Raw genomic sequence first — 26,930 nt, forward strand, 5'->3', positions numbered from 1 at the left:
CGCCGCCCGGCGGGACCGATTCCGTGGCGGGGTCAGTCGCCCTGCTGCGGGCGCTCCTGGGGTCGGCGGGCGCCGAGGAGGCCCGCCAGCACCGCACCCACGCGCCCGGTGGCCGTCGCGACCACGTGCATGTCGCTCAGTTGCTCGAACAGCGAGTGGAGCACCGGGATCGCGACCAGCGTGAGCAGGAGCGACAGCACCTGACCGCCGATGATCACCTGACTCATCGCCCGGTTGGTCGCCGCTCCGACCCCGTGGGACGTCGCGAGCGGGATCATGCCAGCGACGAACGCGATCGTCGTCATCAAGATCGGCCGGAGCCGCTCCCGGCTCGCGGCCACGATCGCGCGATCGCGCGCCATCCCCGCCCCGCGCAGCTGGTTCGCCCGATCGATCTGGAGGATCGCGTTCTTCTTCACGACCCCGAACAGCACGAGGATCCCGAGCTGGGAGAGGATGTTGAGCTGGCCGCCGAGCAGGAGCAACGAGAGCAACGCGAACGGCACCGTCATCGGCAGCGACAACAGAATCGTGATCGGGTAGATCCACGACTCGAACAACGCGGCCAGCACAAGGTACATGAAGACGAACGAGAGCATGAACGCCTGCATGAACGAGGTGGATTGCCGCCGCTGCTCCACCGACTGCCCGGTCAGCGCCGTGGTGTACCCCGGTCCGAGGTTCAGCGCGTGGATCTGCTTGTCGAGCTCTGCGAGCACCGCGGTCTGGTTCGTGCCCGGCAGCAAGTTCGCGGTGAACGTCACCTGGCGCTCCTGGTTGTAGTGGTCGATCTGTCCGGGCGTCGTGCCCGGCTCCTCGTCCACGATCTGGTTCAGGTACACGAGGCCCTGCGTGGCCGAGGCGACCGGGAGTTGGCCCAGGAGATCCGCACGGGTTCGCTGATCGGCGGCGGCCCGAATGTACACTTTGTACTGGTTGCCGGCCTCGGTGTATTTGGCGCCCTTCGCCTCGACGCCCTGGATCAGCATGCTGAGCGCGTTCGCCGCGTCCACGGCGTTCACGCCGAGATCGGCGGCCTTCGTGCGGTTGACCTTGAACCCAAGGTCCGGGCTGCCGCTGATCAGGGACGACTGGGCGTCCACGACCCCCGGGATCGACCGGAGGATCGCGAGCCCGCGGTCGCCGACGCGCTGCAGCGCCGCGAGGTCCGGCCCGCTGACGACGTAGTCGATCGGTGGAAAGCTGCCGCCAAAGTCCGAGAACGTCTGCACCTGCGTCTGCAGCCCGAGGTACGCGAAGCGGGGCAGCAGCTGACGCCGTACCGCGTCCATCGACGCGGCCTGGCTCACGGACCGCTCGCCGAGCGGCGCCATGACCACGGAGATCGTGAAGTGATTCGGGGTCTGCTGCGCGTCGTCGCCGGCGGTGACGACCGTGTAGGCGATCCCGGGCAGGCGCCGGATGTCCGCCGCGAGCTGGGTCGCAAACGTGCTGGTGGCGCTGAGAGTCCACCCCTCCGGCGCCCGCACGACGACTTGGTACTGCGACTCGTCGTCATCCGGCAGGAAGTTCTTGCTCACCGCGGCGCCGAGCGGCACGATGCTCACCAGCGCGGCCAGGGTCAGCACGACGACCACCCAACGGTGGGCGAGGGCGTGCTCGAGCAGCCACCGGTACCCGCGGTCGAGCGCCGCGTACACCCGGCCGCGCGCGTGCGCCGCGTCCCCGTCCGAGGGCGACGACCGCGCCGCCCACGCCCGCCCGAGCCAGTGCGCGCTCAGCGCCGGGGTGAGCGTGAAACTGACGAGCAAAGACACGGCGATGGCGAAGGCCATCGTCCACCCGAAGCTGCGCATGAACTCGCCGGTGATGCCGCTCATGAACGCGAGCGGCAGGAAGACCGCGATCAGGCTCAGCGTGGTCGCCGTGACCGCCCCGCCGATCTCCCGGGTTCCCTCGATCGCCGCCTGGACGGGCGGCATCCCCTTCTCGGTCATGAACCGGTAGATGTTCTCGAGCACGACGATCGCGTCGTCGATGACGATACCGACGACCAACGCGAGCGCCAGCAGTGTGATCGTGTTGAGCGTCAGGCCGATGCCCGCGACGAGCGCGAACGCGCTGACGATGGAGGTCGGGATCGCCAGCGCGGCGATGATCGTCGAGCGCCAGTTCCGCAGGAACAGCAGCACGACCAGCGCCGCAAGCGCCGCCCCGATCACGAGGTGTTCCTCCACCGCATCGGTCGACGCCTTCACGAACACAGACTGATCGCGCACGATCCGGATCTGGTATCCTGGGGCCAGCGTGGGGACGATCGTCCCGTTGAGCTTCGCCTTGACGTCCCGCACGACGTCGAGGGTGTTGCTGCCCGTCTGCTTGATCACCTGAAGCAGGACCGCCGGCGTCCCGTTCACGTTCGCCGTGGTCTGGGCCTCTGCCGCGCCGTCCTCGACCCGCGCGACGTCTGCCAAGGTGATCGGCTGGCCCCCGCGCATCGCAAGGCCGACACGGCTCAGTTCGTCGATCGACGTCACACGGCCGAGCGTACGCAGGGTCAAGCGCTGGTCGCCGCGCTCGATGTTGCCCGCGGGGAGCTGCACGTTCTGATTCTGGATCGCCTGCAGCACCGCCGTGACCGGCACCCCGTACGCCGTCAGCCGGTTCGGATCGACCCAGACGTTGATCTGGCGCGGCTGGTCACCGATCAGCGTGACCTGCCCCACGCCCGCGATCCCCTCGAGGCGCGGTTTGATCACCTTGTCCGCGTACTCCGAGATGTCCCGCACGGAGTGGTTGGCCGACAGGGCGAGCGTAATCACGGGCAGCGCACCCGGGTTGATCTTGGAGATGATCGGCGGGTCGATGCCGGTGGGCAGGTCGGGGATCTGATTGACCTGATCCCGAACCTCCTGCGCCGCGACGTCGATATTCTTCTCGAGAAAGAACTGGACCACGACGATCGAGATGCCTTGGGCGGACGTCGACTGAATGTGGTCGATGCCGCTGACGACGTTGACCGCCTTCTCGACCTTGTTGGTGACGTCGGTCTCGATCTCTTCAGGCGAGGCCCCCGGCTCCGTGATCGTCACCACGACGAAGGGGATGTCCACGTTCGGCCACCGCTCGACGTTCAATCGGAAGAATGCGAACAGCCCCATGAACACCATGGCAAGCACGAGCACGGATGCCAGGACGGGCCGGCGTACGGAAATGGCGGCGAGCCACTGCATCGGGACTTCCTACGGCCGCACGAGGCGCGGGGCGACCGCCTGGTGGTCGGTCAGCCCCTCCTGCCCCTGCACCGCGACGATATCGTCGGCCGCCAGGCCGGTGCGGACCTCGATCATTCCCCGCTGGTGCGCGCCGGTCTGCACGGCCCGACGGACCGCGTGGCCGTCCTGAACGGTAAACACGATCGGGCCGGACGCGGTGATCACCACCGCCTGCTCAGGAATCTGCAAGACGTGCGGGCGCGACGCGACGATGACGTCGCCGTGCGCGAACATGCCGGGGCGAAGCGCGCCGTCGGTGTTCGGAATGCGCACCTTCACCCCGAACGTGCGGCTGTCTGCGGAGACCGACGGCTGAACCTCTTCGACGCGCCCCTCGACGAGGCGCCCGGGGAGACTATCCACCACCAGTCGGGCGGCCTGCCCGGGGGCGACGACCGCGCGAAACTGCTCGGGCACCGACAGCAGCGCGTACACGTCGTCGATCTGGGCCAGAAGCAGCGGCTGCGAGGTGGACGAGAGCATCTGGCCGGGCTCCACGTTCCGCTGCGTGATCGTGCCCGCGAACGGCGCCGCGATCGTCGCGTTCTGGAGCCGGACCTCGGCCGAGGCCGCCGCCGCGTCGGCCTGTGCGAGATCGGCGCGCGCCGCCGCGATGTCCTCCGGCCGGGGTCCCGTGACCGTCAGACTTTGCTGCTGGCGCGCGGAGTCGTAGGTCGCGCGTGCGACCCCAAGCTGCATCGTCGCAGCGTCGAGGTCCGCCTTCGAAACGGCTCCCTGCGTGAAGAGCGCGCGGCTCCGCTGGTAGTTGGCCTGCGCATTGTCGAGGTTCGCCTGTGCCTGCGCCACGCTCGCCGCCGCCTGCTGGATCTCTTGCGGGCGCGACCCGTGTTCGAGTGACAATAGCTTCGCCCGCGCCGACGCCACGGTCGCATCGGCCTGCTGGACGTCGGCGGCCAGTTCGCCGCGATCCAGCTGGATCAGCGCCTGTCCGGCCCCGACGTGGTCGCCTTCTTGGACGAGGACCGCGGAGACGCGGCCGGACGCCACGCTCCCGAGCCACGCCTCGCGGATGCTGGTGATGCTGCCGGATGCCGTAATTCGCGTCTCGAAATCGCCCTCGCGGACCGGTGTGACGGAGACCGTCGCGGGGTCTTGATCCGTCGCGATCGGTGCGGTGTGCGCCACGCCGTGGTCACCGGCGGATCGCCCTATTCCGCGCGCGACAACCGTCACGACGAGCGCGAGGAGTACTGCTGCCAAGATCGCGATCACGCGGACTCGCATAGACTTCCCCTTCCGTGGTCGTTCTATTCGGTGAGCGGACGTTCATTCTCGGTCAGGAGGTATGACTGAATGCTCACTCAGCATACCTAGATCGAGCCACGGCTGTCAAGGCACGGAAAGGTAACAACTTTGGGATCGTCGTAGCCGGATCGTCGCCTCCATTGGGGCAACGTCCTGCGCGTCCTGTGGCGGCTCGCGTCGGCACGACGTGCCCACTGCTGCGCTCCTCGCACGCGCACGATCCGTGACTCCAAGCTGCTTCCGCTGTCCCTGCGCTGATGCTCTTCATATAAGGAGACCAAGAGATCGGAAACGCCGGCAACTGACCGAGTTTCGTGTGCTAGACTCTGCTGTGGCGGAACTTCACTCAACAGGGGCGCGCCCCTCGCCCCCCGGAGGGATCTGCATGCATCACGCCGTCCTGCCCGCGCATTCCGGGAGACCCCGATGACCCCAGCCGTTCCCAGCCCGTGCGACGGCGCGTCAGTCAACCTGAGTTTCGTGCAACTCGGGGCCTGGAAGATGATCGTCCTCGGCATCGTCCAGGGGATCACCGAGTTACTGCCGATCAGCAGTACCGCTCACCTCCGCATCGTCCCCGCCGTTCTCGGATGGCCCGATCCCGGGTCCGCGTTCTCGGCCGCGATGCAGCTCGCCAGCCTGCTGGCGGTGGTCACGTTCTTTGGGCGCGATATCGTCACGATCACCAGAGGAGCGCTCGGTGCCCTGCGCCGCGGCGATCAGCGGGATCACTCCCTCCGCATGGCGATCGGCATCGTGATCGGCACGATTCCGATCGGGATCGCGGGGCTGGCGCTTCGCAAGACGCTGAACGCCTGCAACTCGCCGATCCGGGCCATCGCCGTGATCGGGTGGGCCTGCGTGCTGATGGGAGTGCTGCTTGCGCTGGCAGAGATCTACGGCCAGCGGGGCACCGGCGGTAAGCGGCGGTGGGAGCAGCTCACGCTCCGGGACTGCCTCTCCGTCGGAATCGCCCAGGCGTTTGCGCTGGTGCCCGGCGTCTCCCGCTCGGGCTCGACGCTCACGGCGGGCCTAGGGCTCGGCATGGAGCGCGCAACGGCGGCGCGGTTCTCGTTTCTCTTGGGCGTCCCCGCGATCGTGCTCGCGGGCCTGACCGAGCTGTGGACGCTGCACAAGGCCGGGCTCACCGCTCACGGGTGGGAGTTGCTGGCGATCGGGGTGATTTCCGGGAGCGTTGCGTCGTACGTCGCGATCTGGGGGCTGCTTCGCTACCTCGAGCGCCACACCAGCTGGGTATTCGCGTGGTACCGGGTCGTCCTCGGGATCGCGATCCTGGTCGGAGCCGGAATGGGCCTCCTCCGGTGAGCGACGCGTCGCGCAATGTCGCGGTGCGTTTCCGGGGAGACGATCTGCCGGCTGGGGCTCGCGGCGAGCTTCATCGGCGACGGGCCTCGCGCCCCGGGTCAGCCCCGCGACGCAGGCCGCGCGGACACGACGGGTGCGGCGCCCGGTCGCCTATGTGCGGGACGATACGCTGGATCGCCGCGCCCTAGGCGTTCAACTCCCTCAGCGTGCCCGTGACCATGTAGATCACGCGCTCGGCGATGTTGGTGGCGTGGTCGCCCATGCGCTCCAACGCTTGGGCCGCCATCAGCAGATGGGTGGCGCGCTGAATCGTCTTCGGGTCCTCGAGCATGAACGTGAGCAACTCCCGGAATACCTGGCTGTAGAGGTGGTCCACGTCGTCGTCCGCCGCCGCCATGCGCTCGGCGAGCGCGACGTCGTGGCGAACGAAGGCCTCGAGGCCGTCCCGGAGCATCGCGCGAACCATGTCCGCCATCCGCGGAATGTCGATCAGCGGCTTCACGAGCGGCTCCGCAGCGATCCGCTGCACGATCCGCGCGATATCTTCGGCGTGATCGCCGACGCGTTCGAGGTCGATCGTCATCACCCAGATCGCGGCGATCGTCCGCAGATCCTTGGCCATCGGCTGCTGCGTCGCCATGAGCCGCATGCACCGTTCCTCGAGCTCGAGGTGCAGCGCATCGATGGTGTTGTCTGCCGCCACGATCGCCCCGGCGAGCTCCACATTGCGGGAGCGCAGCGCGTCGATGGAGCGGCGCACCGCGTCCTGGACGAGGGTTCCCAGGCGGAGAAGGTCGTCCCGAAGCCGCCGCAGGTCCTGATCGAACGCTTCTCGGGTCGTCATTCCACCGATTTTCGGCGGATGCCGCCCCTGGATCCTGCCGGGACCGGCCGCGCCCAGAACGGGGCCGCGGTCGAGCCCGGCCGACCGGACGTGCCGCGTTAGCCGAATCTGCCGGTGATGTAGTCCTCGGTGCGGCGATCGCTCGGCCGAGTGAACATTTCGGACGTCGGTCCGGCCTCGATCAATTCGCCCACAAGCATGAAGGCCGTCACGTCGGACACGCGGGCGGCCTGCTGCATGTTGTGCGTGACGATCACGACGGTCAGCGTCTCCCGCAGCGTACGCGCCAACTCCTCGATCTTGAGCGTCGAGACGGGGTCGAGGGCGGACGCCGGCTCGTCCATCAACAGCACCTCCGGCTCGACCGCCAACGCCCTGGCGATGCACAACCGCTGCTGCTGGCCCCCGGACAAACTGGTCCCGGGCTTGCCGAGCGAATCCTTGACCTCGTCCCACAGTGCCGCATGGTGAAGGCTCCGCTCGGCGATCTCGTTCAACCGTCGGCGGTCGCGCACGCCTGTGAGACGCAGGCCCGCCACCACGTTGTCGAAGATCGACATCGTCGGAAACGGATTCGGCCGCTGGAAGACCATGCCGATCCGCCGCCGGACCGCCACCGGGTCGACGCTGGAGCCATAGATGTCCTCCCCGTCAAGCAGGACACTGCCCTCCATGCGCGCTCCCGGCACGACCTCGTGCATCCGGTTGAGACAACGCAGAAACGTCGACTTTCCGCAGCCGGACGGGCCGATGATGGCGGTGATGCGATTGGTCTGAATGCCCATCGAGAGCCCCTTCACCGCATGTGACGCCCCGAAGTAGGCGTGCAGGTCCCGGACGGTGACGCGTTCTCCCGAAGCCTGAGCAGCGCGGGCGTTCGCCACCCCCGAGAGGGCGCCGCTCACGAGAGCGCTGGGAACATCCATTCGTTCTACCTCCCTTTCGCGTACCGACGGCGCCCGGCGGTCCGGGCCACCACGTTCAGCACAAGCGTCAGCGTCATCAGCACGAGCGCCGCAGCCCACGCCTGACGGTGCCAGTCGTCGTATGGCGCAATCGCGTAATTATAGAGTTGGACCGTGAGCGACGAGATCGGCTGGTCCAGCCGCAGCGACCAGGCCGGGTTATTGAACGCCGTGAACAACAGCGGCGCCGTTTCCCCCAGGACGCGCGCGATGGCGAGCGTCACGCCCGTCAGCACGCCCGCGGTCGCCGTCCGCAGCGTGACCCTGAGTGTAGTGACCCACCACGGGATCCCGAGTGCAAACGACGCCTCGCGCAGCGACGCCGGCACGAGCTTCACCATCTCCTCGGTGGTCCGCATCACGAGCGGAATCATCATGACCCCGAGGGCGAGTCCGCCGGCCAAGGCGGAGAAGTGCTTCGCGGGAACGACCACAAGCGCGTAGATGAAGACACCGACCACGATGCTCGGGACGCCGTTCAGCACGTCCGCCGTGAACCGGACCCACCAGCCGACGCGGCCGCCGCCCACCTCCGAGAGGAACAGGCCGCCGAGGATCCCGACGGGGATTCCCACGCACGACGCGAGCGCGACCAGCACGAGCGTCCCGCCGAGCGCGTTCGCCATTCCCCCGCCCAGTTCGCCAACCGGCGCCGGGAGGTGCGTGAAGAACGCCCAGTTCACCGCGGACGCGCCCTGCAGCGTGACGTAGCCGATCACGCTGGCGAGCGGGGCGATCGCGACGAGCAGCGCGCCGAGACACAGGTACGTCATGACGCGATCGGCGATGCGGCGGCGGCGGACGTCCGCGGTGGGCGCCGTGATCATACGCGCAACCCCGAAGATGTGACGCGCGACACGAGCCACCGCGCCGCCGCGTTCACGATCAGCGACACGACGAACAGCACGAGCGCCATCTCGATCAACGCGGAGATGTACAGGTTTGAGGACGCTTCCGAGAACTCGTTGGCCAGGGCCGACGCGATCGTGTACGCAGGCTGAAACAGCGAGGCCGCGATCTGGGGCCGGTTCCCGATCACCATCGTCACGGCCATCGTCTCGCCGAACGCGCGACCCAGCCCGAGGATGATCGCGCCGATGATCCCGGTGCGCCCGTACGGCAGCACGGCGCGCCGGATCACCTCCCAGCGCGTCGCGCCGAGCGCGTACATCGCCTCACGTTGATCTTGGGGCACCGCCTGCAGCACATCCCGCGACACCGAGGAGATGATGGGAATCACCATGATCGCCAAGATGATCCCCGCAGCGAGCATGCCGATGCCGTATGCTGGACCGCCGAACAGCGGGAACCACCCCAGCGCGGCGCCCAGAACCGGTTCCACGCTCCCCCGGACCCACGGGATCAGGACGAAGACCCCCCACAACCCGAGGATCACGCTCGGGATCGCCGCGAGCAGCTCCACGATGAACGAAAGTACGACAGAGGAGCTGCTCAGCGACAACTCGGCGAGGTAGATCGCCACGCCGAGGCTGATCGGCACCCCGATCAGCAACGCGAGCGCCGACGACACCAGTGTTCCGTAGACGAACGGCAGCGCCCCGAAGATGTTGTGTATGGGGTCCCACTTGGACGTCCAGAGAAACGCCGGCCCAAACGTCGCGATTGCGGGAGCGGCAGCCATCGCGAGGGAGAGCCCGATACCAAACACGATGACGATGACGAGGAGCGCGAAGCCGGCGAGCACCATACGAAACGCATCGTCGGCACGCCTGGAACCACCCCGCCGTACGGTGGCTCCCAGCGACGGGCCGCCCGGGGAACCTACCGCCAGCGACTGATCACGAAGCATCGTAACGTCCTTTCGAGCGCGACGCAGACCGCCCCGCGTTCCCGAAGTAGTGACCTCCGAAGACGGCCGCGCCGGCGCTCCCGACGTCTTCTGCCGGGCGACCTGACGCCGAAGCGCGCGCCCGGACGTTCGCGGCCGTCGTTGCCGCATCGACGACCCCTAGTGTTACACTACGGATCAACCGTTAACCGGCAGTGAGTCAAATGTTAAGGCTCCATTAAGACCCAGTTAACACTCTCCCGGCCAGTCACGGACGCGGATCGGTCAGAGCCCTACGAACCGTATAAACACGACCGCAGCGCCGGCCACGAGACCGAGACAACAGAGAATCACCAGCGCCGCCTTAAGATCGGGCGACGCGTGAACCGGCCACGAGAAGAAGTCTTCCCCATCGTGGTTGACGAGGTCGGGCAGATCGTTCTTGACGTGCATCGCAGCACCTCCAACACAACCCATCGCCGACACCCCGAACGGGGTCGCGCCGGCGCGCTGCCGCCGGGCGGATCCATGGGGCGAAGCGGAAACCTCGTGGCGCGAGTCTAGAGCGCCATTGTTAACCCACTCGGTATCCACAGTGCACCGTCGTGTTAAGAAACGGAGAAGAATACCGCCTCCGACGCCGCTCATGCGGGCGCCAGCACTTGGTCGGGCGCCTTCGGGATCAGGAGAGTGAACTGGCTCCCCCGACCCTCGACGCTCTGCACCTCGACACGGCCGCCGTGGGAGGTGGCGATGTGCTTGACGATGCTCAGGCCGAGCCCCGTACCGCCAAGCGCCCTGGACCGGGAGCGGTCCACGCGATAGAAGCGTTCGAAGATTCGCGGCAGGTGCTCTGGAGCGATCCCGAGGCCGGTGTCCGTCACGGCCAGCCCCACGAGATCACCCGCCACGTGACCGGAAAGACGCACGCTGCCGCCCGCCGGCGTGTACTTGAGCGCGTTGTCCACCAGGTTGACGAGCGCCTGCACAAGGCGCGCCTCATCGCCCCACGCCTCGGGGAGTCCGTCGAACTCCTCGAGCCGCAGCGCGATGTCGCGACGCTCCGCGACCGGCCGGAACTTCGTCGTGACATCGCGGGCGACCTCACTCATCGACACCGGCGTCATCTCCATCTTGGCGCTGCCGCTCTCGATCGCCGACAGATCCAACAGATCGTTCACCAGGAGCGCCAGACGATCGATTTCGGACACGATGCGGCCGAGGAACCGCGGCCCGGCCTCCGGGTCGCGGGCCGCGCCGTCGCGGAGCGTCTCGGCGAGCGCGCGAAGCGACGCGAGCGGCGTGCGCAACTCGTGAGAAACGTTGGCGATGAACTCCTGCCGGATCAGATCCGTCCGACGCAGGTCCGTGACATCCTGCGCCGCCACCACGATGCCCAGGAATTCGCTGCGCCCTCCCTTCACCGGGTTGGCCTGCACGCGGAGCACGCGATGGTCGGGCTGATGGATCTCCAACTCTCTCGTCAGCGGCACGCGTTCACGGATCGCCTGTCGAACCAGCGCGTCGAGCTCGTAGTGATGCACTACCTCGATGAGGCGGTGCCCGATCGCCGTGGACGCCGCGATGCCGAAGATGCGCTCGGCGGAAGGATTGACGAGCACGAGCACGCTCTCGGGATCGAGGATCAGCAGACCGTCGCTCATGTGGGCCAGCACGGCCTCCAGCGTGCTCTTGCCGCGATCGAGATCGGTAATCGTGCGATCGGCCTGCGCCACCATCGCGTTGAATTCCGCGATCGTCTCGCGCACCTCGGCGAACGACTCGCCGTGCACCGGCCGCAGGCGTCCGTCGGCGCCGGCCCGCGCGGCTTCGGTGATCTCGCGGAGCGGCCGGCGCAGCGAGGCGGCCACGCGGCCGCCGAGCAGCCATGCCGCGGCCAGCGCCACCGCGGCGACCCCAACCAACGGTTCCACCACCGGCGGTGTGTGCGGCGGCCATCCGGCCAGCACCACGGCCGCCGCGGCGGCGGCGAGGGTCACGCCCGCCTCCAGCACGAGCGCAAGCGTCATGCCTCTCCAGAGCCGCACGTCTATCCCTCCAGCTTGTAGCCGACCCCGCGGATCGTCTCGATCGACGTGGCCCCACCGGCTTCTTGCAGTTTGTGCCGCAGCCACCGCACGTGAACGTCCACGGTGCGGTCGTCGCCGTCGTACTCGTACCCCCACACCTGCTGCAGCAGAAGCGCTCGGGTCAGCACGCGCCCGGGGTTCGAGAGAAATGCGCGCAGCAGGTCGAACTGTCGCGGCGGCAGCGCGACTGTCTGTTCCGCGACCTGGACCACGTGGCGCGCGACGTCGAGGGTGATCTCACCGACGTTCAGCACCTCGTCACGCGCGGGCGCCGCGGCCTGGGTGCGTCTGAGGGCGGAGCGGATCCGCGCGAGGACCTCCCGCACACTGAACGGCTTCGTGATGTAGTCGTCCGCGCCGAGATCGAGCCCGACGATCCGGTCGGGTTCGTCGGCGCGCGCCGTGATCATGAGGATCGGCACGCGCGACTCCTGCCGGAGGATGCGGCAGACTTCGAATCCGCTCATCCCGGGCAGCATGACATCGAGCAGTACCAGGTCGGGCGATTTCGCTCGGGCGAGGTCGAGCGCCTGTCCCCCGTCGCCGGCCTCGAGCACTTCGTACCCTTCCCGCTCCAATGCATACCGGAGCGATTCGACGATCGCGTGCTCGTCGTCCACGAGTAGGATCCGTTGCTTCATACGTACCTCCCGTCGATGTGTGTGTCGCGCCGAGAGATTTTTCCGTTCCTTTGCACCCCCCGCGGGCGGAATTAATGCCGGCTTAATCGGCGCGCGCTATCGTCACTGGTGGATGGCGGTCCGCCGGGGTCGCAACTGGCGGCCCTACGGAGGATGCGTGGACACCACGCTCCGCCTCAACAGGACGAGGACGCGATGGCCGGACGGGCCACCCAAGGATCGACAACGGCCCGCCGGTACAAGGCCCGCGCTCCCCGTTCCCAAGGGTGGCGCACTGTGCAAGGCCACGCACGCTTGGATCGCCGCCATCCCCAACCCCTGTACCCCGGGGCCGCGCGGGAGACCCGCACTCTCCGCGGCTCCGGGGGGCCCGCTCGGTCCCGTTCACGCGCCGCACGTCCTCGACCCGATCGTCGTACGCATCCCGCACCCGCCCGCGCCGCCCCGCGCCATTGCCACGACCGTCCCGCACGCGCGCCGTTGGATCGATCGCGCATCGCGGGTGTGGACCGCCGTACCCGCGCGCGTCCGGCGCGCCGCCGTGGCGCGACTCGCGGACGACCACGAGCTGGTTGGGCTCAAACTCGGCGTGCTCGGCGGGGTGTTGGTCGTCACCGCCGTGCTCGAACGGTTGTGGGCGTGACGCGTCGACCCCGCGGCGCGCTCCATGTATACGTCGCCGTCACGGGCGATGCGGACACCGTGTCCGTGATCTTCGTCGATACGCACGCGCGCGTGCTCGAACACGTCGCGCTCGGCGCAGCCGACGCCGGCGCGGCGTGCGGACGGGCGCTGCGCGGCATCGTGTACGCGCTGTGGCGCTCGCGGAAGTTGGGGTACCGGCGGGTGGCCGTACATAGCGACGTCCCTGCGGCCGCCGCGCTGCTCGCCGGCGAACGCCGCTTGGAGTCGTCGCTGATCGGGCCGTACCTCGAGGCGCGCGCGTTGATGCGCGCCTACCGCTGGGCGCGCGTCGACGTGGGAGAACTCCGGTGGTGGCATGCGTCCGCTCCGACAACGGGACACCTCACGGAGCAGCTGTCGGTGTTGCCGCACGAACGCGTACCCGCCGCGCACGCACGCCGCGGAGACGCCGCGATCGAGACCTCTAAGCGTACGCAAGTGCACACGGTGCGGTAAATCGCCGGTGTTGTTCACGGCAAGTTCCAAGACACCGTTCGGCGCGTGCTGGCATGCGGGCCGACCGGTCTGCTCGACCGCGGCCCGCATGGGCGCACGCTTCTGTCCCGCGAACTTCACGTCCGACATGATCCATGTTCACGCTACCGCGCGATCGTTAACCCGCGGTGATCGAAGCGTTAAGCGAAGCCTAAATCCCTTAATCCCGGCTTCACACGGAACCGTCGGATTTCATTAGGGTGTAGCGGGAGGGTGTAGCGGGCGACGTGAACGATTCGCGTTCGGGAAGGTTCCAGGCCTATTCGGAGGGTGCGGACCTTCTTCGGATACCACTCGGTTCCCCAAACATGGGTTCGAAAGATTGTACGGTCCCAATCACCTTGGTCCATACACTTTGGGTAAAGTCAGCAGGCGGTGGTAAATAGTATTTCCGGGACAACTGGAAGATCCCACACGAGCGGGGCACTACGGCGGGCGGCGGCCAGGGATTTCGTGACGACGCAAGAAGGAGAAGAGCATATGCGACCTCGTGTGAATATCATTACGTTGGCCGTCGGTAACCTCGAACAATCCCTGGCCTTCTATCGTGATGGCCTTGGTCTGCCCACCAAGGGCATCGTCGGTACCGAGTTCAAAGGAACCGAATCCGAGCCCGCGGGGGCTACCGTGGTCTTCCAACTGCAAGGCGGTCTGATGTTGGCACTCTATCCACGCACCGAACTGGCAAAGGACGCGAATGTGCCCCATACGGCCTCAAGTACGTCTGAGTTCAGCCTCGGGTATGCGGTGCCAAGCCGGGAGGCTGTCGACGACCTGCTTCGGCGTGCGGAAGCGGCGGGTGCCGTGGTGACTGACAACCCACATGATCGGCCGTGGGGAATCTACTCGGGCTACTTCCAGGACGTGGATGGACACTTGTGGGAAATCATATGGAATCCAAAGATGCAAATCAGAGACTGACAGACTGCCAATTTAGTTAGTCTGCTAGTTAGTTCGCCAGTTCTTTGGCCTCTCACAGCACCTCATCGCTCCCGTGAGGATCCCTCTTATCATGCCACTTCTGTTTGAACGTCACTAATGAACGAGGGCATCGGTTCCGGTTCCTATGGTGACGTTCGCGATTCGTCAACCCGGGAAATTCCGGTCTTCGCGATGATCGGCGCGTCAAGCGAAGCGTAGGGACGCGCGAGCGACGCGTGCGCATGGATACCGAACGCCGACTTGGTGTCGTGTCGCGCCGATCGGACAAGACTTAACAATCCGCTAACCGGACATGCACGACGCCTTAACACAGCCCCGCTACCATGGGGCCGGAACGACGTGGCAGGAAGCACGTCTACAGCCGCGATCTCCGGCGCTCCGTCGGCGCGGCAAATCACGGAAGGAGGCGATTCAACCACGTGAGGACGACTAAAGCGCAATCTCGACTCGGCTCTCGGCGCTTGCTCGCGGCCGCGCTTGCTGTGGTCGCGCTCGGCATTCTCGGAGGAAGCCTCGCGGCCCCCTCGCCAACCGCGGCGCAATCCGCGGTCACGATCACAGGCGCGGGTTCGTCGTTTGACTACCCGCTCTTCTCGAAGATGTTTTCGGTGTGGCACGGAATGCACTCGAATGTGCAGGTGAACTACCAGTCCATCGGCAGCGGCGGCGGGCAGCAGCAACTGTTCGCGGGGACGGTGAACTTCGGCGCGTCGGACGCACCCCTCACCGACGATCAGCTCAAAGCGCATCCGACAATCGTGCACATCCCGATTACGCTCGGTGCGGTATCCGTCGGGTACAATCTGCCCGGGGTGCCCACGGGCCTCCGCCTCACCGGCGACGTGTTGGCGCGCATCTACATGGGGCAGATCACCTCCTGGTCGGATCCCGCCATCACCGGCCTCAACCCCAACTTCAAAGTGCCGAATCTGCCGATCGCCGTTGTCCACCGCTCCGACGGGAGCGGCACGTCCTTCATCTTCACCGCGTATCTGTCCGCCATCAACCCCGCCTGGAAGAGCAAGGTGGGTAACGGTGCCTCCGTCGACTGGCCGACGGGCGTCGGCGCCAAGGGCAGTGAGGGCGTTTCGGGACAGGTGAAGCAGACCCCGGGCGGCATCGGGTACTTTGAAATGGCGTACTCGATCGAGAACAAGATCCCGCAGGCGACGATGGAGAACGCGGCGGCCCACTGGACCATGCCGAGCGTGCAGGGTGCCGCAGTCGGCGCCGGACAAGCGGCCGCGCACATGCCGGCCGACCTCCGGGCGATGTTCGTCAACGCGCCTGGACCGACGAGCTATCCGATCGCGGGTTTTAGCTGGGTCCTGGTTGACAGCCAAAAGGTCTCGCAGCCTCTGGTCGATCTCCTGACCTGGATGGTTCACGACGGGCAGCAGTACGCGCAACCGCTGTACTACGCGCCGCTGCCGGCCCAAGTGGTCCAGCTGGACGACCAGAAGCTCAAGGCCCTGACGCCGAAGTAGAAGAGTCGCAAGGACCCCACACCGCCGGTCGGGCCGCATCCCCGGCCGGCGTCCGCACGCGACGAGGCCGTCCTTCCCCAGGCGGCCTCGTCGGCGTTGTTCCCCGGGGCGGCCGGGCGCGGTACGACCGGCGCCCCCGCCCGCGGGACCGCGACGGGAAAGCCTTCTCCCACCGACGAATTCCTACGCCGTGCACGCTGGCCATTTCACCCCATAGAGGAGCGGTGATGGACTCGATCATCGAACGGCTCTCCCGGCTCGCCCCGTCGACGCTCGGGCACTTCGTCGACGAAGGGTTCCTGGACATCGCGATCCGACCGGTGTTCCAACCCGTCAAGTTCGCCGGACGGGCGCTGACCGTCGACGCGCCGCCGCGCGATAACAGCATCTACCGGCAGGCAATCCGCGGGGCCACCCCCGGCGACGTCCTCGTGATCGCGCGCGGCGGCGACTTCCGCCACGCCTCATTCGGCGGCGGCATGGCGCTCGCCGCGAAGAACCAGGGCATCGTCGGCGTCGTGGTGGACGGCCCGGCCACCGATTACGCCGAACTCGTCGCGTTCGGCCTGCCCGTCTACTCGCGCGGCCTGTCGGCGCTCACGACCCGACGGCTCGACCTCGGCGGCAGCGTCGGCGCGCCCATCGTCTGCGGCGGGGTCCGTGTGGCGAACGGAGACTACGTGCTCGCAGACGACGACGGCGTGCTGGTGATCCCGCCGTCAACGGTGCAGGCGATCATCGAGCGCGGCGAGGCCGCGTCGCAGCGCGAACAGGAGACGCTCGCGCTGCTCAAGTCCGGCAAGACGTTCGACGAGATCGATGCGAGACGGAGGAGGACATGATGCGCACACTCGTGGCGGTGCTGCTCGCGTGCGCCCTTGGCGGGCTCGGCGCCGTATCGTGGGCCGCCGGCGCCGCCGACCAGCCGAAGCGCGGGGGCACGTTGATCTACGGGCTGTCGACCGAACCCCCGGATCTCGACCCGCACGTGAACTCCGGCTCCAGCGCCGGGAACGTCAAGGCGGCGGTGTACCAGGGGCTCGTCCGGTACGGGCACGGCGGCGTGATCGAGCCGGCGCTCGCCGAGCACTGGGGCCTCGTGGGGCAGACGCAGTACGTCTTCCACCTGCGGCCGGGAGTGAAGTTCCACAACGGGGATCCGCTCACCGCGGCGGACGTGAAGTTCTCGATGGACCGCATCCTCGACCCAAAGACGGGCTCGGCGCTGCGGAGCAGCCTGAAGGCGATCAAGAGCGTCGAGGTCGTGGACCCCATGACGGTGAAGATCGTCCTGAGCGAGCCGTTTGCGCCGTTGCTGGCCTACCTCGCCGAGCCGTACGGAGCCATCGTCGACGCGAAGTTCGTCCAGGGCGGCGCCAACCTGCGCTCGGTGATGATGGGGACGGGCCCGTTCAAGTTCGTTTCGTGGGATCCGGGACAGCGCATCCGCCTCGTCCGCAACGACGCCTACTGGGAGTCGGGCAAACCGTACCTCGACGGCATTAACTTCGTGCCGCTCGCCGACGCCCAGACCCGCCTCACGGCGCTCCGCGCCGGGGACATCATGATGATGGACTTCGTCCCTCAGGAGCAGATGAACGCGATCGCGCGCGACACACAGCTCAAGCTGTACGCCGATGTCGGCATCTTCATGTGCATCATCTTCAACCCGCAGCGGAAGCCCTACGACGACGTGCGGGTGCGCCAGGCGATCTCGTATGCGATCGACCGGAACGCCGTGGTCAAGACGATCTTCGACGGCCGCGGCACGCCGATCACCGGCGATGTCATCCCGAACAACTGGTGGTCGCACGACGCGAAGGCCGACGGCATGTACACGTACCAGCCCGACAAAGCGCGCCAGCTGCTGAAGGAGGCAGGGTACGGGGATGGCCTCAAGATCACGATCCTCGCCCCGATCACGTACAGCCTGCACACGCGCACCGCGCAGGTCCTCCAGGCCCAGCTCGCCAAGGTCGGCATCCAGGCGCAGTTGGATCTGCCCGAGTGGGCGGTCGTGCTGAACCGCCACAACCAGGGCGACTTCGCGATCGAGGTGCGGGGACTCTCGGCCTCGGTCAACGATCCAGACTTCCTCTCCCTCTTCTACGAGTCGGACAGCACGTTCTACCCGAAGCAGGTGGGGTTCAAGGACGCGCAGCTCGACCAGTGGCTCGACCAGGCGCGGGCCCTCGGGAACCAGGCCATCCGAAAGCAGCTCTACGCGAAGATCGAGGAGCGTGCGCTCATGCTGGCGCCGTGGGTGTACATCGCCTGGGGCGACCAGGGCGAGGCGGCGCGAGCGTACGTCCGCGGCTACGACCACTATCCCGGACCGCTCGGCACGTACTCGGGCTACTCGCTCTCGGAGACGTGGCTGGCGAAGTAGGCCCTCGGACGGTCGCATGGGCGCCTACGTCGCGCGCCGTTTGATCGCCGCCGTGCTCATGACGGCGGCGATCGCCACCGCGGTCTTCCTGCTGTTGCGCGCGGTGCCGGGCGACGTCGTCGTCGTCATGCTCGGCGAAAACAGCGCGTCCCCCGACAAGATCGCGGCCATGCGGCACGTCCTGGGGTTGGACCGCCCCCTGCTCGACCAGTACCTGACGTGGCTCGGCCGCCTTGCGCGCGGGGACTTTGGGACGTCGATCCTCTCCGGACGCCCGATCGGCGCCGATCTTGCCGTCCGCCTGCCGCGGTCGCTGGAGTTGGGCGCGGTCGCTCTCGCCGCCGCCGTCGTCCTCGGCATCCCGCTCGGCACGGTGGCGGCCCGCCGCGCGGGACGGGCGCTCGACTTCGCGATCACGGGCGTGTCGGTGCTCGGCCTGACGTTTCCGTCGTTCGTGGTCGGAACGGTGTTTGTCCTCGTGTTCGGGCTCGTGTTCCACTGGTTCCCCGCCACCGGCTACGTCCCGTTCTCCGACGACCCGATCGGCCACCTCCGCCACCTCGTGCTCCCGGCGGCCACGCTGGCGCTGACGTTTGCGCCGGTCGTCCTGCGCATGACGCGGGCCGGCATGCTCGAGACCCTGTCTCAGGACTTCGTCCGCACCGCGCGGGCGAAGGGACTGGCGGAACCGGCGGTCGTCGTTCGCCACGTGCTTCGGAACTCGCTGATTCCGGTCGTGACGGTACTCGGCCTGCAGGCGGGCGAGTTGATCGGGCGCATCGTCCTGATCGAGTACATCTTCAACTGGCCCGGCGTGTCCAGCTTGCTCCTCTCCGGTGCGTTTCAGCGCGACTATCCTCTCGTCCAAGCGGTCGTGATCGTCGTCGCGGGCGCGTTCGTCCTGATCAACCTCGCGGTCGACCTCACCTACATGCTGATCGATCCGCGGATCCGACTGACATGAGCGCCCGAGCACTGAACCTCCGCATCGCCCTGGCCGGGACCACGCTGGCCCTCCTCGTCGTGGCCGCCGCGGCCGCGCCGTGGTTGGCGCCGGCGGACCCGCTCGAGATGGGTTCGGCGCTCCTTGCCGGCCCGTCCGCCGCGCACCCGCTCGGCACCGACTCGTTCGGCCGGGATACGCTGTCGCGCCTCCTGTTCGGGGCGCGGGTGTCGCTGCTCGTCGCCGCGACGTCGGTGTTAATCGCCTCGAGCGTCGGGACGCTCCTCGGCATCGCGAGCGCAACGTACCGGGGCGCCGTGGAGTGGGCGGCCATGCGCGCCATGGACCTGATCCTCGCGTTCCCTCCGATCCTCCTGGCGATCGCCGCGGTGACGTTTCTCGGGCAGAGCTTGGCGAAGCTCGCCGTCATCGTCGCGATCCTGTACATCCCGACGTTCGCGAGGCTGTCCTACGGAGGCGCGCTCGGCGTGGCCCAACGGGAGTACGTCGAGGCGGCGCGGGCGCTCGGCGGCTCGGTGTGGCATCAGATGGGGCGCCACATTCTCCCGAACGTCGCGGGGCCCCTCATCGTGCAGTGCTCGCTGTCGGCCGGGTTCGCCATCCTCGTCGAGTCCGGCCTGAGCTTTCTCGGGCTCGGCGTCCTCCCGCCGGCGCCGACGTGGGGACGCATGGTCAGCGAGAGCCGCGACTACATGCAGCAGGAACCGATGTTGCTCGTGTGGCCGTCGCTGGCGATCGCGGTCGCGATCGGGGCGTTCAACATGCTCGGGGACGGGCTGCGCGACGCCCTCGATCCGCGCGCCGCCCGATCTGGGAGCGCGCGCGGCCGGCGTCGGGCGCGCTCCGCGCCGGAGGTCGAGCCGGCTCGCGGTCCGGCGGGCGCGGCCTGAGTCGGGACGGCAGGATCGCGCCCGGCGGCGGACGAACACCGCGCCACGGCCGCCCGGACCGCGCCGGTCCCGGCGGCCGTCGCGGCAAGGAGGAACTCTAGATGCTCACCGGCACTCGGGTCTACCGCGAGGAACTCTCCCCGGTCACGTTCCTCGAACGGGCGGGCGACGTCCACGCTGACCGCGTCGCCGTCGTCGACGGCGCGCGGCGCTTCACGTACCGCGAGTGGCGGGGCCGCGCGCGCCGGCTGGCGTCCGCGCTCCGCCGGGCCGGTCTCCGAAAGGACGACCGGGTGGCGTTCCTGGCGTTCAACTCGGAGCCGATGCTGCTCGCCCATTTCGGGGTTCCCCAGGCTGGGGCGATCCTCGTCGCGATCAACACGCGGCTCACCGCCGACGACGTCCGCTACATCGTCGAACATTCGGGATCCACGCTCCTCTGCTATTCCCCCGAACTGGCGCCCCTGACGGTCGACGCGCCGGGGCAGGTTCGCCGCATCGAGCTGGGTCCCGCGTTCGAGGCGCTCCTCGCGGAAGGCGACGACGGCCCCGTTGAGCCGTGGATCGAGGACGAGGAGGAGGTGCTCGCGATCGACTACACCTCCGGGACGACCGGGCGGCCAAAGGGCGTGATGTACACGCATCGCGGCGCATACTTGAACGCGCTCGCGATGATGATCGAGCACAAGATCGACCGCACGTCCAGCTACCTGTGGACGCTGCCGATGTTCCACTGCAACGGCTGGACGTTTACGTGGGGGCTCTCCGCGGTCGGCGCGCGGAGCGTGTGCATCCCGCGCATCGACCCCGGGGAGATCTGGCGGCTGTTTGAGGAGGAGGGCGTCACGCATTTCTGCGCCGCCCCCACCGTGCTCACGATGCTTGCCAACCACGCGGCCGCCCACCGGCTCGCGCGACCGGTGCGCATCATGACCGCCGGCGCGCCGCCGTCGCCGACGATCATCGCGCGCGTGACCGAGCTCAACTTCGAGCTGGAACACGCCTACGGCCTGACCGAGTCCTACGGTCCGTTCACGATCAACGTGGACCCACCGGGCCTCGCGGCGTGCGGTGAGGACGAGCGCGCACGGCTCAAGGCGCGCCAGGGTATGGCCCACGTCACCGCCGGATGGCAGCGCATCGTCGACGAGGCGATGCGCGACGTACCGGCGGACGGACAGACGCTGGGCGAGGTGGTGTACCGGGGCAATGTGGTCGCGAAGGGCTACTTCGGCCAACCGGACGCGACCGCGCAGGCGTTTCGCGGGGGCTGGTTCCACACCGGCGACATCGGGGTGATGCATCCGGACGGGCAGATCGAGCTCCGGGACCGCAAGAAGGACATCATCATCTCGGGGGGAGAGAACATCAGCACCATCGAGGTCGAGCAGGCGGTCGTGAGCCATCCCTCCGTCCTGGAGTGCGCCGTGGTCGGGATTCCGGACGACATGTGGGGCGAGGTGCCGAAGGCGTTCGTGACGCTGAAGCCGGGCCACGCCGCGACCCCAGAGGAGATCGTGGCCCACTGCCGCGCGCGCATCGCGGGCTTCAAGTGCCCGAAGGCCGTCGAGTTCGGCGATCTGCCGAAAACCTCGACCGGCAAGATCCAGAAGTTCGTGCTCCGCGAGCGCGAGTGGAAGGGGCGCGAGAAGCGGGTGAACTAGCGCGGCCGGACGGCGTCAGGACCGCCAGTGCGGCGGGCGCTTTTCCAAGAACGCCCGCATCCCTTCCTGCGCATCCGGGGCGAGCGTGTTCTCGACCATGACCCGCTCAGCCACCTCGTAGGCCTTGGGCCGGTCGAGCGCCACCTGCGCGTAGAAGCCGCGTTTGCCGATTCCGAGCGTGTATGCGCTCGCCGCGACGATCTGCCGGGCGAGCGCCATCGTCTCCTCGGCGAGCCGGTCCGGCGGCACGACCTTGTTCACCAACCCGGCGCGCTCCGCCTCGGCAGAGGTGATCGGCGCGCCGGTAAGGAGCATCTCCATCGCTTTCTTGGATCCGACCGCCCGCGAGACCGCCACCCCCGGGGTCGTGCAGAACAAACCGATCTTGACGCCGGGCGTGGCGAACGTTGCGTCCTCGGACGCCACCACGAGGTCGCACGTTGCGGCGAGCTGGCAGCCCGCGGCGGTGGCCACCGCGTGCACCTGCGCGATCACCGGCTTGGGAAGCGCCCGGATCGCCTCCATGACCTCCGTGCACAGCGCGAACAGCGCGCGCGCATCCTCCTCCGTGCTCCCGACCAGTTCCCGCAGGTCGTGACCCGCGCTGAACGCCGGCCCGTTCGCGCGTATGATCACGGCGCGTACGGCCGCGTCACGCGCGACGCGGTCGAGGTGGGCACGCAGCGCCTCGAGCATCGCGCGGGACAGCGCATTGCGCCGCTGCGGATGGTTCAGTGTGAGCAGCGCGACGCCGTCCTGCACCTCGCACATCACGACCGCCGTATCCATACAGGCACCCCCGTCCATGACAGAGTTTCCAATCGCAGGGTGGGATTCCTTCGCCCCATGGCGCGCCGGGGGACTTGCCGGATGTGCTACAATCTATCCTATCGTGATGACGACGCGGTATTGCCCGCAGTGCGGGGCCGGGCTGGAGCCCTTCTTCGACTCCACATGTGAGCCTCCGGTTGCCTGGCTGTGCCAGGGCTGCCGTAGCGTGCAGATGGACGTCGACCGCGCCGCCCTGTCGCTTGAAGCGCAGCGGGACCTCGTGAACCTCGAAGCGTTCCTCCGCACCGGCGCCGCCGTTCCCGGCACGGGCTCCGAGATCGGCCGCGCACGGGCGCGTGCCCGCGCGATCATCGCGGGCATCCGGGAAATCCCGGTCGATATCGAACGCGTCGCCCAAGCGTGCGGCTATCCGGTGCGGGATCGGCCCCTTCCCGCAGGGGAACGGGGCACCATCGCGCGCGACGGCGACCACACGGTCATCATCGTCAATCGGGACCGGCTGGGACAGGCCGCGGCCGAGCGCCGCTGGGTGATCGCCGAAGAACTCGGGCACGCCGTGCTCGAGCACAGCGCGCTCGTGGCGAGCAGCGCCCCGGGCGCGGCCCCGGCGATCGCCGAACCCCGCCGTCGCGAGGAGGAGCGCGAAGCGAAGGGATTCGCCGCAGAAATCCTGATGCCCGAGGAGAAGGTCCGCGGGCGGTTCGCCGAGCTCGCGCCCCGGATCTATCGCACGCTCGGACTCCGTCACCGCGAGACCGAGATCGGGGAAGTGGTCGTCACGTTGGCGCGGATGTTTGGGGTCACGCCGACCGCCATGCGCATCCGCCTCGAGGAGCTCGATCTGATCGGGTAGCCCGGTTCCCGTTCCACGAGTGCACCCCTTCCCGTATCATCGCGCCCAACCGCCCGTGCAACTGCGGCCTCCCGCCCGTGGACGTGCGTCATACCGGCGTCCTCTGCCGAAATGCGGCGCGCCGCCGTCCGGTCGGACGGCGGCGCGCTCGATGCGTGCGTCCGGGGTCGCGGGCTATGCCGCCCTCGCCAACCACCTCATCACGGGGCCGAGCGCGGTCCCCACCGCGTGAAGCGCCGCCTGCAGCTGCGGATCCTGGCCGCGCTCCATGTCGGTCACCGTGAGCGTCACGTTCACGTCGGGCGCGATGCCGACCGCCTCAACCTGCTGGTTCTTCGGCGTCAGGATGCGCTCCACCGTGACCGACATGCCACCCTCGGGCAGCGCCACGGTCACCGATCCACCGAGTGCGCCCGCGGTTTTCTCCCCGACGATCGTCGCTCGCTGATAGTCCTTAAACGCGCCGGTGAGGATTTCCGACGCCGACGCGCTGTTGGCGTCCACGAGCACCGCGAGCGGGGTGTCGGGCAGCAACGGCCGCCCCGACGTCTGCAGCAGGCTCGGCGGCTGTCCGCGCTCGCGGATCCGCGCGAGGATGGTGTTGGCCGGCATGAACACGCCGCCGACGTTGGCGGCCTCGATGATCAAGCCGCCGGGGTTGCCGCGCAGATCCAGGATCGCGGAGTGAATCGCCCCCTGCGCCTGCAGGGCCTGGATGCCGCTCCGAAGCTGCTGCCCTGCGCCCTGGGAGAACTCGAAGATCTTGAGATACGCTACGCCCGGCGAGATGAAGCTCGTCTCCACCGGAGGCACCCGAATCGCGGCTCGCGTCACCTGGAGCTGCACCGTCTGGGTCCCCCGCTGGACCACGAGGTTCGCGGTCGACCCCGCCGGCCCGCGGATCAGCTGGCTCGCGTCGGTCGCCGTCTTGTCCTTCAGCGACTGGCCGTCCACCGAGACGATACGGTCAAACCGCTTCACCCCTGCCTGGGACGCCGGGGAGCCGGGGAACACGTTCTCAACGAACACCCATGCGATCCCGGACGCGTCCTTCTGCGACGTGATCGTCACGCCGATGCCGGTGAAACTAGGGTTGCCAAAGAGCTGGCGGCGGCTCTCGCGAAGCTGATCCGGATCAAGGTAGTAGGTGTGGCTGTCCTTCAGCGAGAGCAGCATGCCCTGGGTGGCGGCGTACGCGAGCGGCGTCGCGCCCGTCGGGGCCGACTGCGACGCGCGCGAAAACTCCGCTACGAACTGGGCGTCCGCCGCCGCCTCGGGCGTCCCCGGGGCGATGTCGGGCAGCACGTCGGTTCCCTTGTTGGTCGCCTTCCGCAGCGTCGCGACGGCGACGTTGAGCATCTGCACCGGTTGTACCGGGTCGACGTACTCCTGTTCAAGCACACGGAGCGCGGAGACCACGAGCGATCCGCTCGCGGCCGACGCGTGCGGCAGCTGGGCAAACGGCACCAGGAGCAGTGCGACGGCCAGCAGGACCGCGAGCCACGATCTCACCACGGTACGGGATGAATCCATCTCGTTCTCACGCTCCCAGAAACACCATCCGGAGGCCTCGGCACCGCCGCCCTCTCGGAATTTTGCCCATCATACCATAGCGCCAAACCCGGAGAAAAGTTCCTGCGGACCGTGGACCGTGAATCCACTCCGGCCCTCACCCGCTAAAACGAGACAGACTCGTGGCGTGTTCCCTGGGCGAATCGGGCCAAGGACAGCGGGGTTACATCGAGCGAGCGTGCGCCGCCGTCCAGGATGATCTCGGCGAGCAGTCGGCCGACGGCGGGCGCATGCATGAACCCGTGCCCGCTGAATCCGTTCGCCAGGTAGAATCCCTCCGGCGCCGGCACGAGACCGAGGATCGCATGATGATCGGGGGTGAGGCTGCGGATGCCAGCGTAGCCGCGCACCACACGCGCGCCGACCATCGCGGGCACACGCGCGAGTGCCGCCTGCGCGACGGTGTCGAAACCGTCCCAGTCCACGACCTCGTCGAACCCCGGGCGCGAGTCCTTGTCGGTTCCGCCGGTGTAGAGCGCGCCGGCGCGATCCTGATGCAGGTACCAGCCCGTGTCGAGATCCACGGTCAGCGGCCGCCCGCTCCCGAGTTCGGGCAGAGGAGTCATCACGAACACCTGACGGCGGTAGGGCGCCACCGGCAGGTCGACGCCCACCATCGCCGCGACGTCGCGCGCCCGCGGGCCGGCAGCGTTCACCACCACCGGCCCGGCGCAGGCGCCCCGGGCCGTGCGAACGCCGGCGACTCTCCCGGCGCGCACGTCGATCGCGGTGACTTCCTCGTCGGGCCGCACGCGCACGCCCAGGTCGCGGCACCGGCGCAGGTAGCCCTGCACCGCCCCGTAGGGGTTCGCCGAGCCGTCGAGCGGACAGAACGTCCCGCCGACGAGATCGTCCGTGCGCACCGCGGGGAACACGGCGCGCACGTCGTCGGGCGAGAGCCAGCGCGACGGCACGCCCAGTCGCTGTTGGAGGGCGACGCCCCTGCGCATCGTCTCCGCAACGCGCTCCTGCGCGGTCAAGAACAGGTAGCCGTGCTGCACGAGATCCACCGGCTCGCCCATCTCTTCTTCGAACCGGGAGAACGCCGGGAGGCTGAGCTGGGTCAGGCGGACGTTGACCTCGGTGGAGAACTGGTGCCGGATGCCGCCGGTCGCCTTGGCCGTCGAGCCGGTCCCGACCTGGGATGCGCGCTCGAACACGACGATCCGGCACGCGCGCCCGCCGCTTCCGCCCGCACGCGCGAGATGGTACGCGATCGAGAGCCCGATGATGCCCCCGCCGATGATGAGGACGTCGGCTGTGTCCACCGCATCCATCGCTACCCCTGCGGGGCGAGCGCTCCGTGGACCATCCGGACGAGGGTGGTGATGTCGAACACGGGCCGGCCGGTCGCCGCGGCGATCGCGCCCGCGTAGGGCGGCATGTTCGTGCATTCCAGCACGATCGCACCCACCTCGGGATGGCGCTCCACAAGCTCGCGGGCGACCGCGACGTGCTCACGGCGGGCGGCGTCCACGTCGAGCTCCAGTTCGTCGCCGAGGAGCACCGACGTAAACGCGTGCCCCCGCTCCATGCCCGCGACGACGACCGGGATCTCCTCGGTGATCCCGGCGCCTGCGAAGTGGCGCGGCCCCAGCGCTCCGGCGTCCACTGTCATGATCCCGACCGCGCGGCCGCTTCCCAACATTCGCGCGACGATCGGAACCAACAGCAGCGCCGACGCGAACACCGGCACCGAGACGGCCTCGGCGAGCTGCCGCTGGAACATCGCGAGAAAGCCGCAGCCGGTGGTGATCGCCAGCACCCCGGCGGCCTCAAGCGCCCGCGCGCCCTCGATGAACGCCTCGAGCAGCGCCGGGTCGCCCTCGCGCACCACTCGCGCCGGAGAGGCGTGCCGGACACGCTGGTAGAGCACGGGGAACGGAAACGTCGCCGCGTTGCCGATGTCGCCCGGGATCCTGGGGAAGACGGTGTCGAGCATCAGAATGCCGATCGGGAACCCATAGAGGTTGCGGCCGCCTCGGACGTTCATCGGAGCGCTCCTTGCGGATCCGGCGGTCGCGCGTACGCGGTCCTCCGC

The 26,930-nt window shown here is 68.3% G+C and carries 23 protein-coding genes; 10 read left to right on the top strand and 13 right to left on the bottom strand.

The window, feature by feature from the left end:
• Nucleotides 1-32: 32 nt before the first annotated feature.
• On the bottom strand, nucleotides 33-3,194 hold the full coding sequence (locus VKZ50_09575; GenBank protein ID HLJ59968.1) for an efflux RND transporter permease subunit: 3,162 nt from the start codon (nucleotides 3,192-3,194) through the stop codon (nucleotides 33-35).
• A gap of 9 nt (nucleotides 3,195-3,203) precedes the next feature.
• The gene (locus tag VKZ50_09580; GenBank protein HLJ59969.1) at nucleotides 3,204-4,481 is read right to left on the bottom strand and encodes an efflux RND transporter periplasmic adaptor subunit; all 1,278 of its coding nucleotides are present in this window, start codon (nucleotides 4,479-4,481) and stop codon (nucleotides 3,204-3,206) included.
• Between the two features lie 447 nt (nucleotides 4,482-4,928).
• Between VKZ50_09580 and VKZ50_09585 the strand changes: the two genes are divergently transcribed.
• On the top strand, nucleotides 4,929-5,828 hold the full coding sequence (locus VKZ50_09585; protein ID HLJ59970.1) for an undecaprenyl-diphosphate phosphatase: 900 nt from the start codon (nucleotides 4,929-4,931) through the stop codon (nucleotides 5,826-5,828).
• A 184-nt stretch (nucleotides 5,829-6,012) separates the two neighbouring features.
• Here VKZ50_09585 and phoU read toward each other — a convergent pair whose 3' ends face one another.
• The 7 genes from phoU to VKZ50_09620 form a co-directional block, all read right to left on the bottom strand.
• On the bottom strand, nucleotides 6,013-6,672 hold the full coding sequence (phoU, locus tag VKZ50_09590) for a phosphate signaling complex protein PhoU (GenBank protein ID HLJ59971.1): 660 nt from the start codon (nucleotides 6,670-6,672) through the stop codon (nucleotides 6,013-6,015).
• 98 nt (nucleotides 6,673-6,770) lie between these two features.
• Nucleotides 6,771-7,598 carry a phosphate ABC transporter ATP-binding protein PstB gene (gene pstB, locus VKZ50_09595; GenBank protein HLJ59972.1) on the bottom strand — a complete coding sequence of 276 codons (828 nt, stop codon included), beginning with the start codon at nucleotides 7,596-7,598 and terminating at the stop codon, nucleotides 6,771-6,773.
• Between the two features lie 5 nt (nucleotides 7,599-7,603).
• Entirely contained in the window at nucleotides 7,604-8,464 is an 861-nt protein-coding gene (gene pstA / locus VKZ50_09600; protein HLJ59973.1) for a phosphate ABC transporter permease PstA, read from the bottom strand.
• Nucleotides 8,461-9,447: a phosphate ABC transporter permease subunit PstC gene (gene pstC, locus VKZ50_09605; GenBank protein ID HLJ59974.1), complete on the bottom strand. Its 987-nt coding sequence runs from the start codon at nucleotides 9,445-9,447 to the stop codon at nucleotides 8,461-8,463. Before pstC ends, pstA begins: the two co-directional genes overlap by 4 nt.
• A gap of 264 nt (nucleotides 9,448-9,711) precedes the next feature.
• Entirely contained in the window at nucleotides 9,712-9,879 is a 168-nt protein-coding gene (locus tag VKZ50_09610; protein ID HLJ59975.1) for a hypothetical protein, read from the bottom strand.
• A gap of 191 nt (nucleotides 9,880-10,070) precedes the next feature.
• Complete coding sequence (locus tag VKZ50_09615; protein HLJ59976.1) at nucleotides 10,071-11,474, bottom strand: ATP-binding protein; 1,404 nt, start codon at nucleotides 11,472-11,474, stop codon at nucleotides 10,071-10,073.
• 2 nt (nucleotides 11,475-11,476) lie between these two features.
• Nucleotides 11,477-12,157, bottom strand: a complete 681-nt coding sequence (locus VKZ50_09620; protein HLJ59977.1) for a response regulator transcription factor — start codon at nucleotides 12,155-12,157, stop codon at nucleotides 11,477-11,479.
• Between the two features lie 639 nt (nucleotides 12,158-12,796).
• On the opposite strand from VKZ50_09620, the gene VKZ50_09625 reads away from it, so the two are divergent.
• The 8 genes from VKZ50_09625 (at nucleotide 12,797) to VKZ50_09660 (ending at nucleotide 21,672) form a co-directional block, all read left to right on the top strand.
• Nucleotides 12,797-13,297, top strand: coding sequence for a hypothetical protein (locus VKZ50_09625; GenBank protein HLJ59978.1), 501 nt, complete (start codon nucleotides 12,797-12,799; stop codon nucleotides 13,295-13,297).
• 492 nt (nucleotides 13,298-13,789) lie between these two features.
• Nucleotides 13,790-14,257, top strand: a complete 468-nt coding sequence (locus VKZ50_09630; protein ID HLJ59979.1) for a VOC family protein — start codon at nucleotides 13,790-13,792, stop codon at nucleotides 14,255-14,257.
• 440 nt (nucleotides 14,258-14,697) lie between these two features.
• Nucleotides 14,698-15,765, top strand: a complete 1,068-nt coding sequence (gene pstS / locus VKZ50_09635; GenBank protein HLJ59980.1) for a phosphate ABC transporter substrate-binding protein PstS — start codon at nucleotides 14,698-14,700, stop codon at nucleotides 15,763-15,765.
• A gap of 227 nt (nucleotides 15,766-15,992) precedes the next feature.
• Nucleotides 15,993-16,607 (top strand): RraA family protein, encoded by a 615-nt coding sequence (locus tag VKZ50_09640; GenBank protein ID HLJ59981.1) that lies wholly within the window; start codon nucleotides 15,993-15,995, stop codon nucleotides 16,605-16,607.
• On the top strand, nucleotides 16,604-18,154 hold the full coding sequence (locus VKZ50_09645; protein ID HLJ59982.1) for an ABC transporter substrate-binding protein: 1,551 nt from the start codon (nucleotides 16,604-16,606) through the stop codon (nucleotides 18,152-18,154). Before VKZ50_09640 ends, VKZ50_09645 begins: the two co-directional genes overlap by 4 nt.
• A gap of 16 nt (nucleotides 18,155-18,170) precedes the next feature.
• Complete coding sequence (locus tag VKZ50_09650) at nucleotides 18,171-19,118, top strand: ABC transporter permease (protein HLJ59983.1); 948 nt, start codon at nucleotides 18,171-18,173, stop codon at nucleotides 19,116-19,118.
• Nucleotides 19,115-20,008: an ABC transporter permease gene (locus VKZ50_09655; protein ID HLJ59984.1), complete on the top strand. Its 894-nt coding sequence runs from the start codon at nucleotides 19,115-19,117 to the stop codon at nucleotides 20,006-20,008. The genes VKZ50_09650 and VKZ50_09655 overlap by 4 nt, the downstream gene beginning before the upstream one ends.
• Before the next feature lie 101 nt (nucleotides 20,009-20,109).
• Nucleotides 20,110-21,672, top strand: a complete 1,563-nt coding sequence (locus VKZ50_09660; GenBank protein ID HLJ59985.1) for an acyl--CoA ligase family protein — start codon at nucleotides 20,110-20,112, stop codon at nucleotides 21,670-21,672.
• A gap of 15 nt (nucleotides 21,673-21,687) precedes the next feature.
• Here the strand turns inward: VKZ50_09660 and VKZ50_09665 are convergent, their stop codons facing one another.
• Complete coding sequence (locus VKZ50_09665; protein ID HLJ59986.1) at nucleotides 21,688-22,461, bottom strand: enoyl-CoA hydratase; 774 nt, start codon at nucleotides 22,459-22,461, stop codon at nucleotides 21,688-21,690.
• A gap of 214 nt (nucleotides 22,462-22,675) precedes the next feature.
• Between VKZ50_09665 and VKZ50_09670 the strand changes: the two genes are divergently transcribed.
• Nucleotides 22,676-23,317 carry an ImmA/IrrE family metallo-endopeptidase gene (locus VKZ50_09670; GenBank protein ID HLJ59987.1) on the top strand — a complete coding sequence of 214 codons (642 nt, stop codon included), beginning with the start codon at nucleotides 22,676-22,678 and terminating at the stop codon, nucleotides 23,315-23,317.
• Between the two features lie 174 nt (nucleotides 23,318-23,491).
• On the opposite strand, the gene VKZ50_09675 is transcribed toward VKZ50_09670, so the two are convergent.
• From VKZ50_09675 to VKZ50_09685, 3 genes are all read right to left on the bottom strand, one after another.
• Nucleotides 23,492-24,850: a S41 family peptidase gene (locus VKZ50_09675; GenBank protein HLJ59988.1), complete on the bottom strand. Its 1,359-nt coding sequence runs from the start codon at nucleotides 24,848-24,850 to the stop codon at nucleotides 23,492-23,494.
• A 143-nt stretch (nucleotides 24,851-24,993) separates the two neighbouring features.
• Nucleotides 24,994-26,166 carry an FAD-dependent oxidoreductase gene (locus tag VKZ50_09680; GenBank protein ID HLJ59989.1) on the bottom strand — a complete coding sequence of 391 codons (1,173 nt, stop codon included), beginning with the start codon at nucleotides 26,164-26,166 and terminating at the stop codon, nucleotides 24,994-24,996.
• A 2-nt stretch (nucleotides 26,167-26,168) separates the two neighbouring features.
• Complete coding sequence (locus VKZ50_09685; GenBank protein HLJ59990.1) at nucleotides 26,169-26,882, bottom strand: aspartate/glutamate racemase family protein; 714 nt, start codon at nucleotides 26,880-26,882, stop codon at nucleotides 26,169-26,171.
• Nucleotides 26,883-26,930: the final 48 nt, after the last annotated feature.

It is taken from the genome of bacterium, assembly GCA_035295165.1.
In the GTDB taxonomy this organism is placed as follows: Bacteria; Sysuimicrobiota; Sysuimicrobiia; order Sysuimicrobiales; family Segetimicrobiaceae; genus JAJPIA01.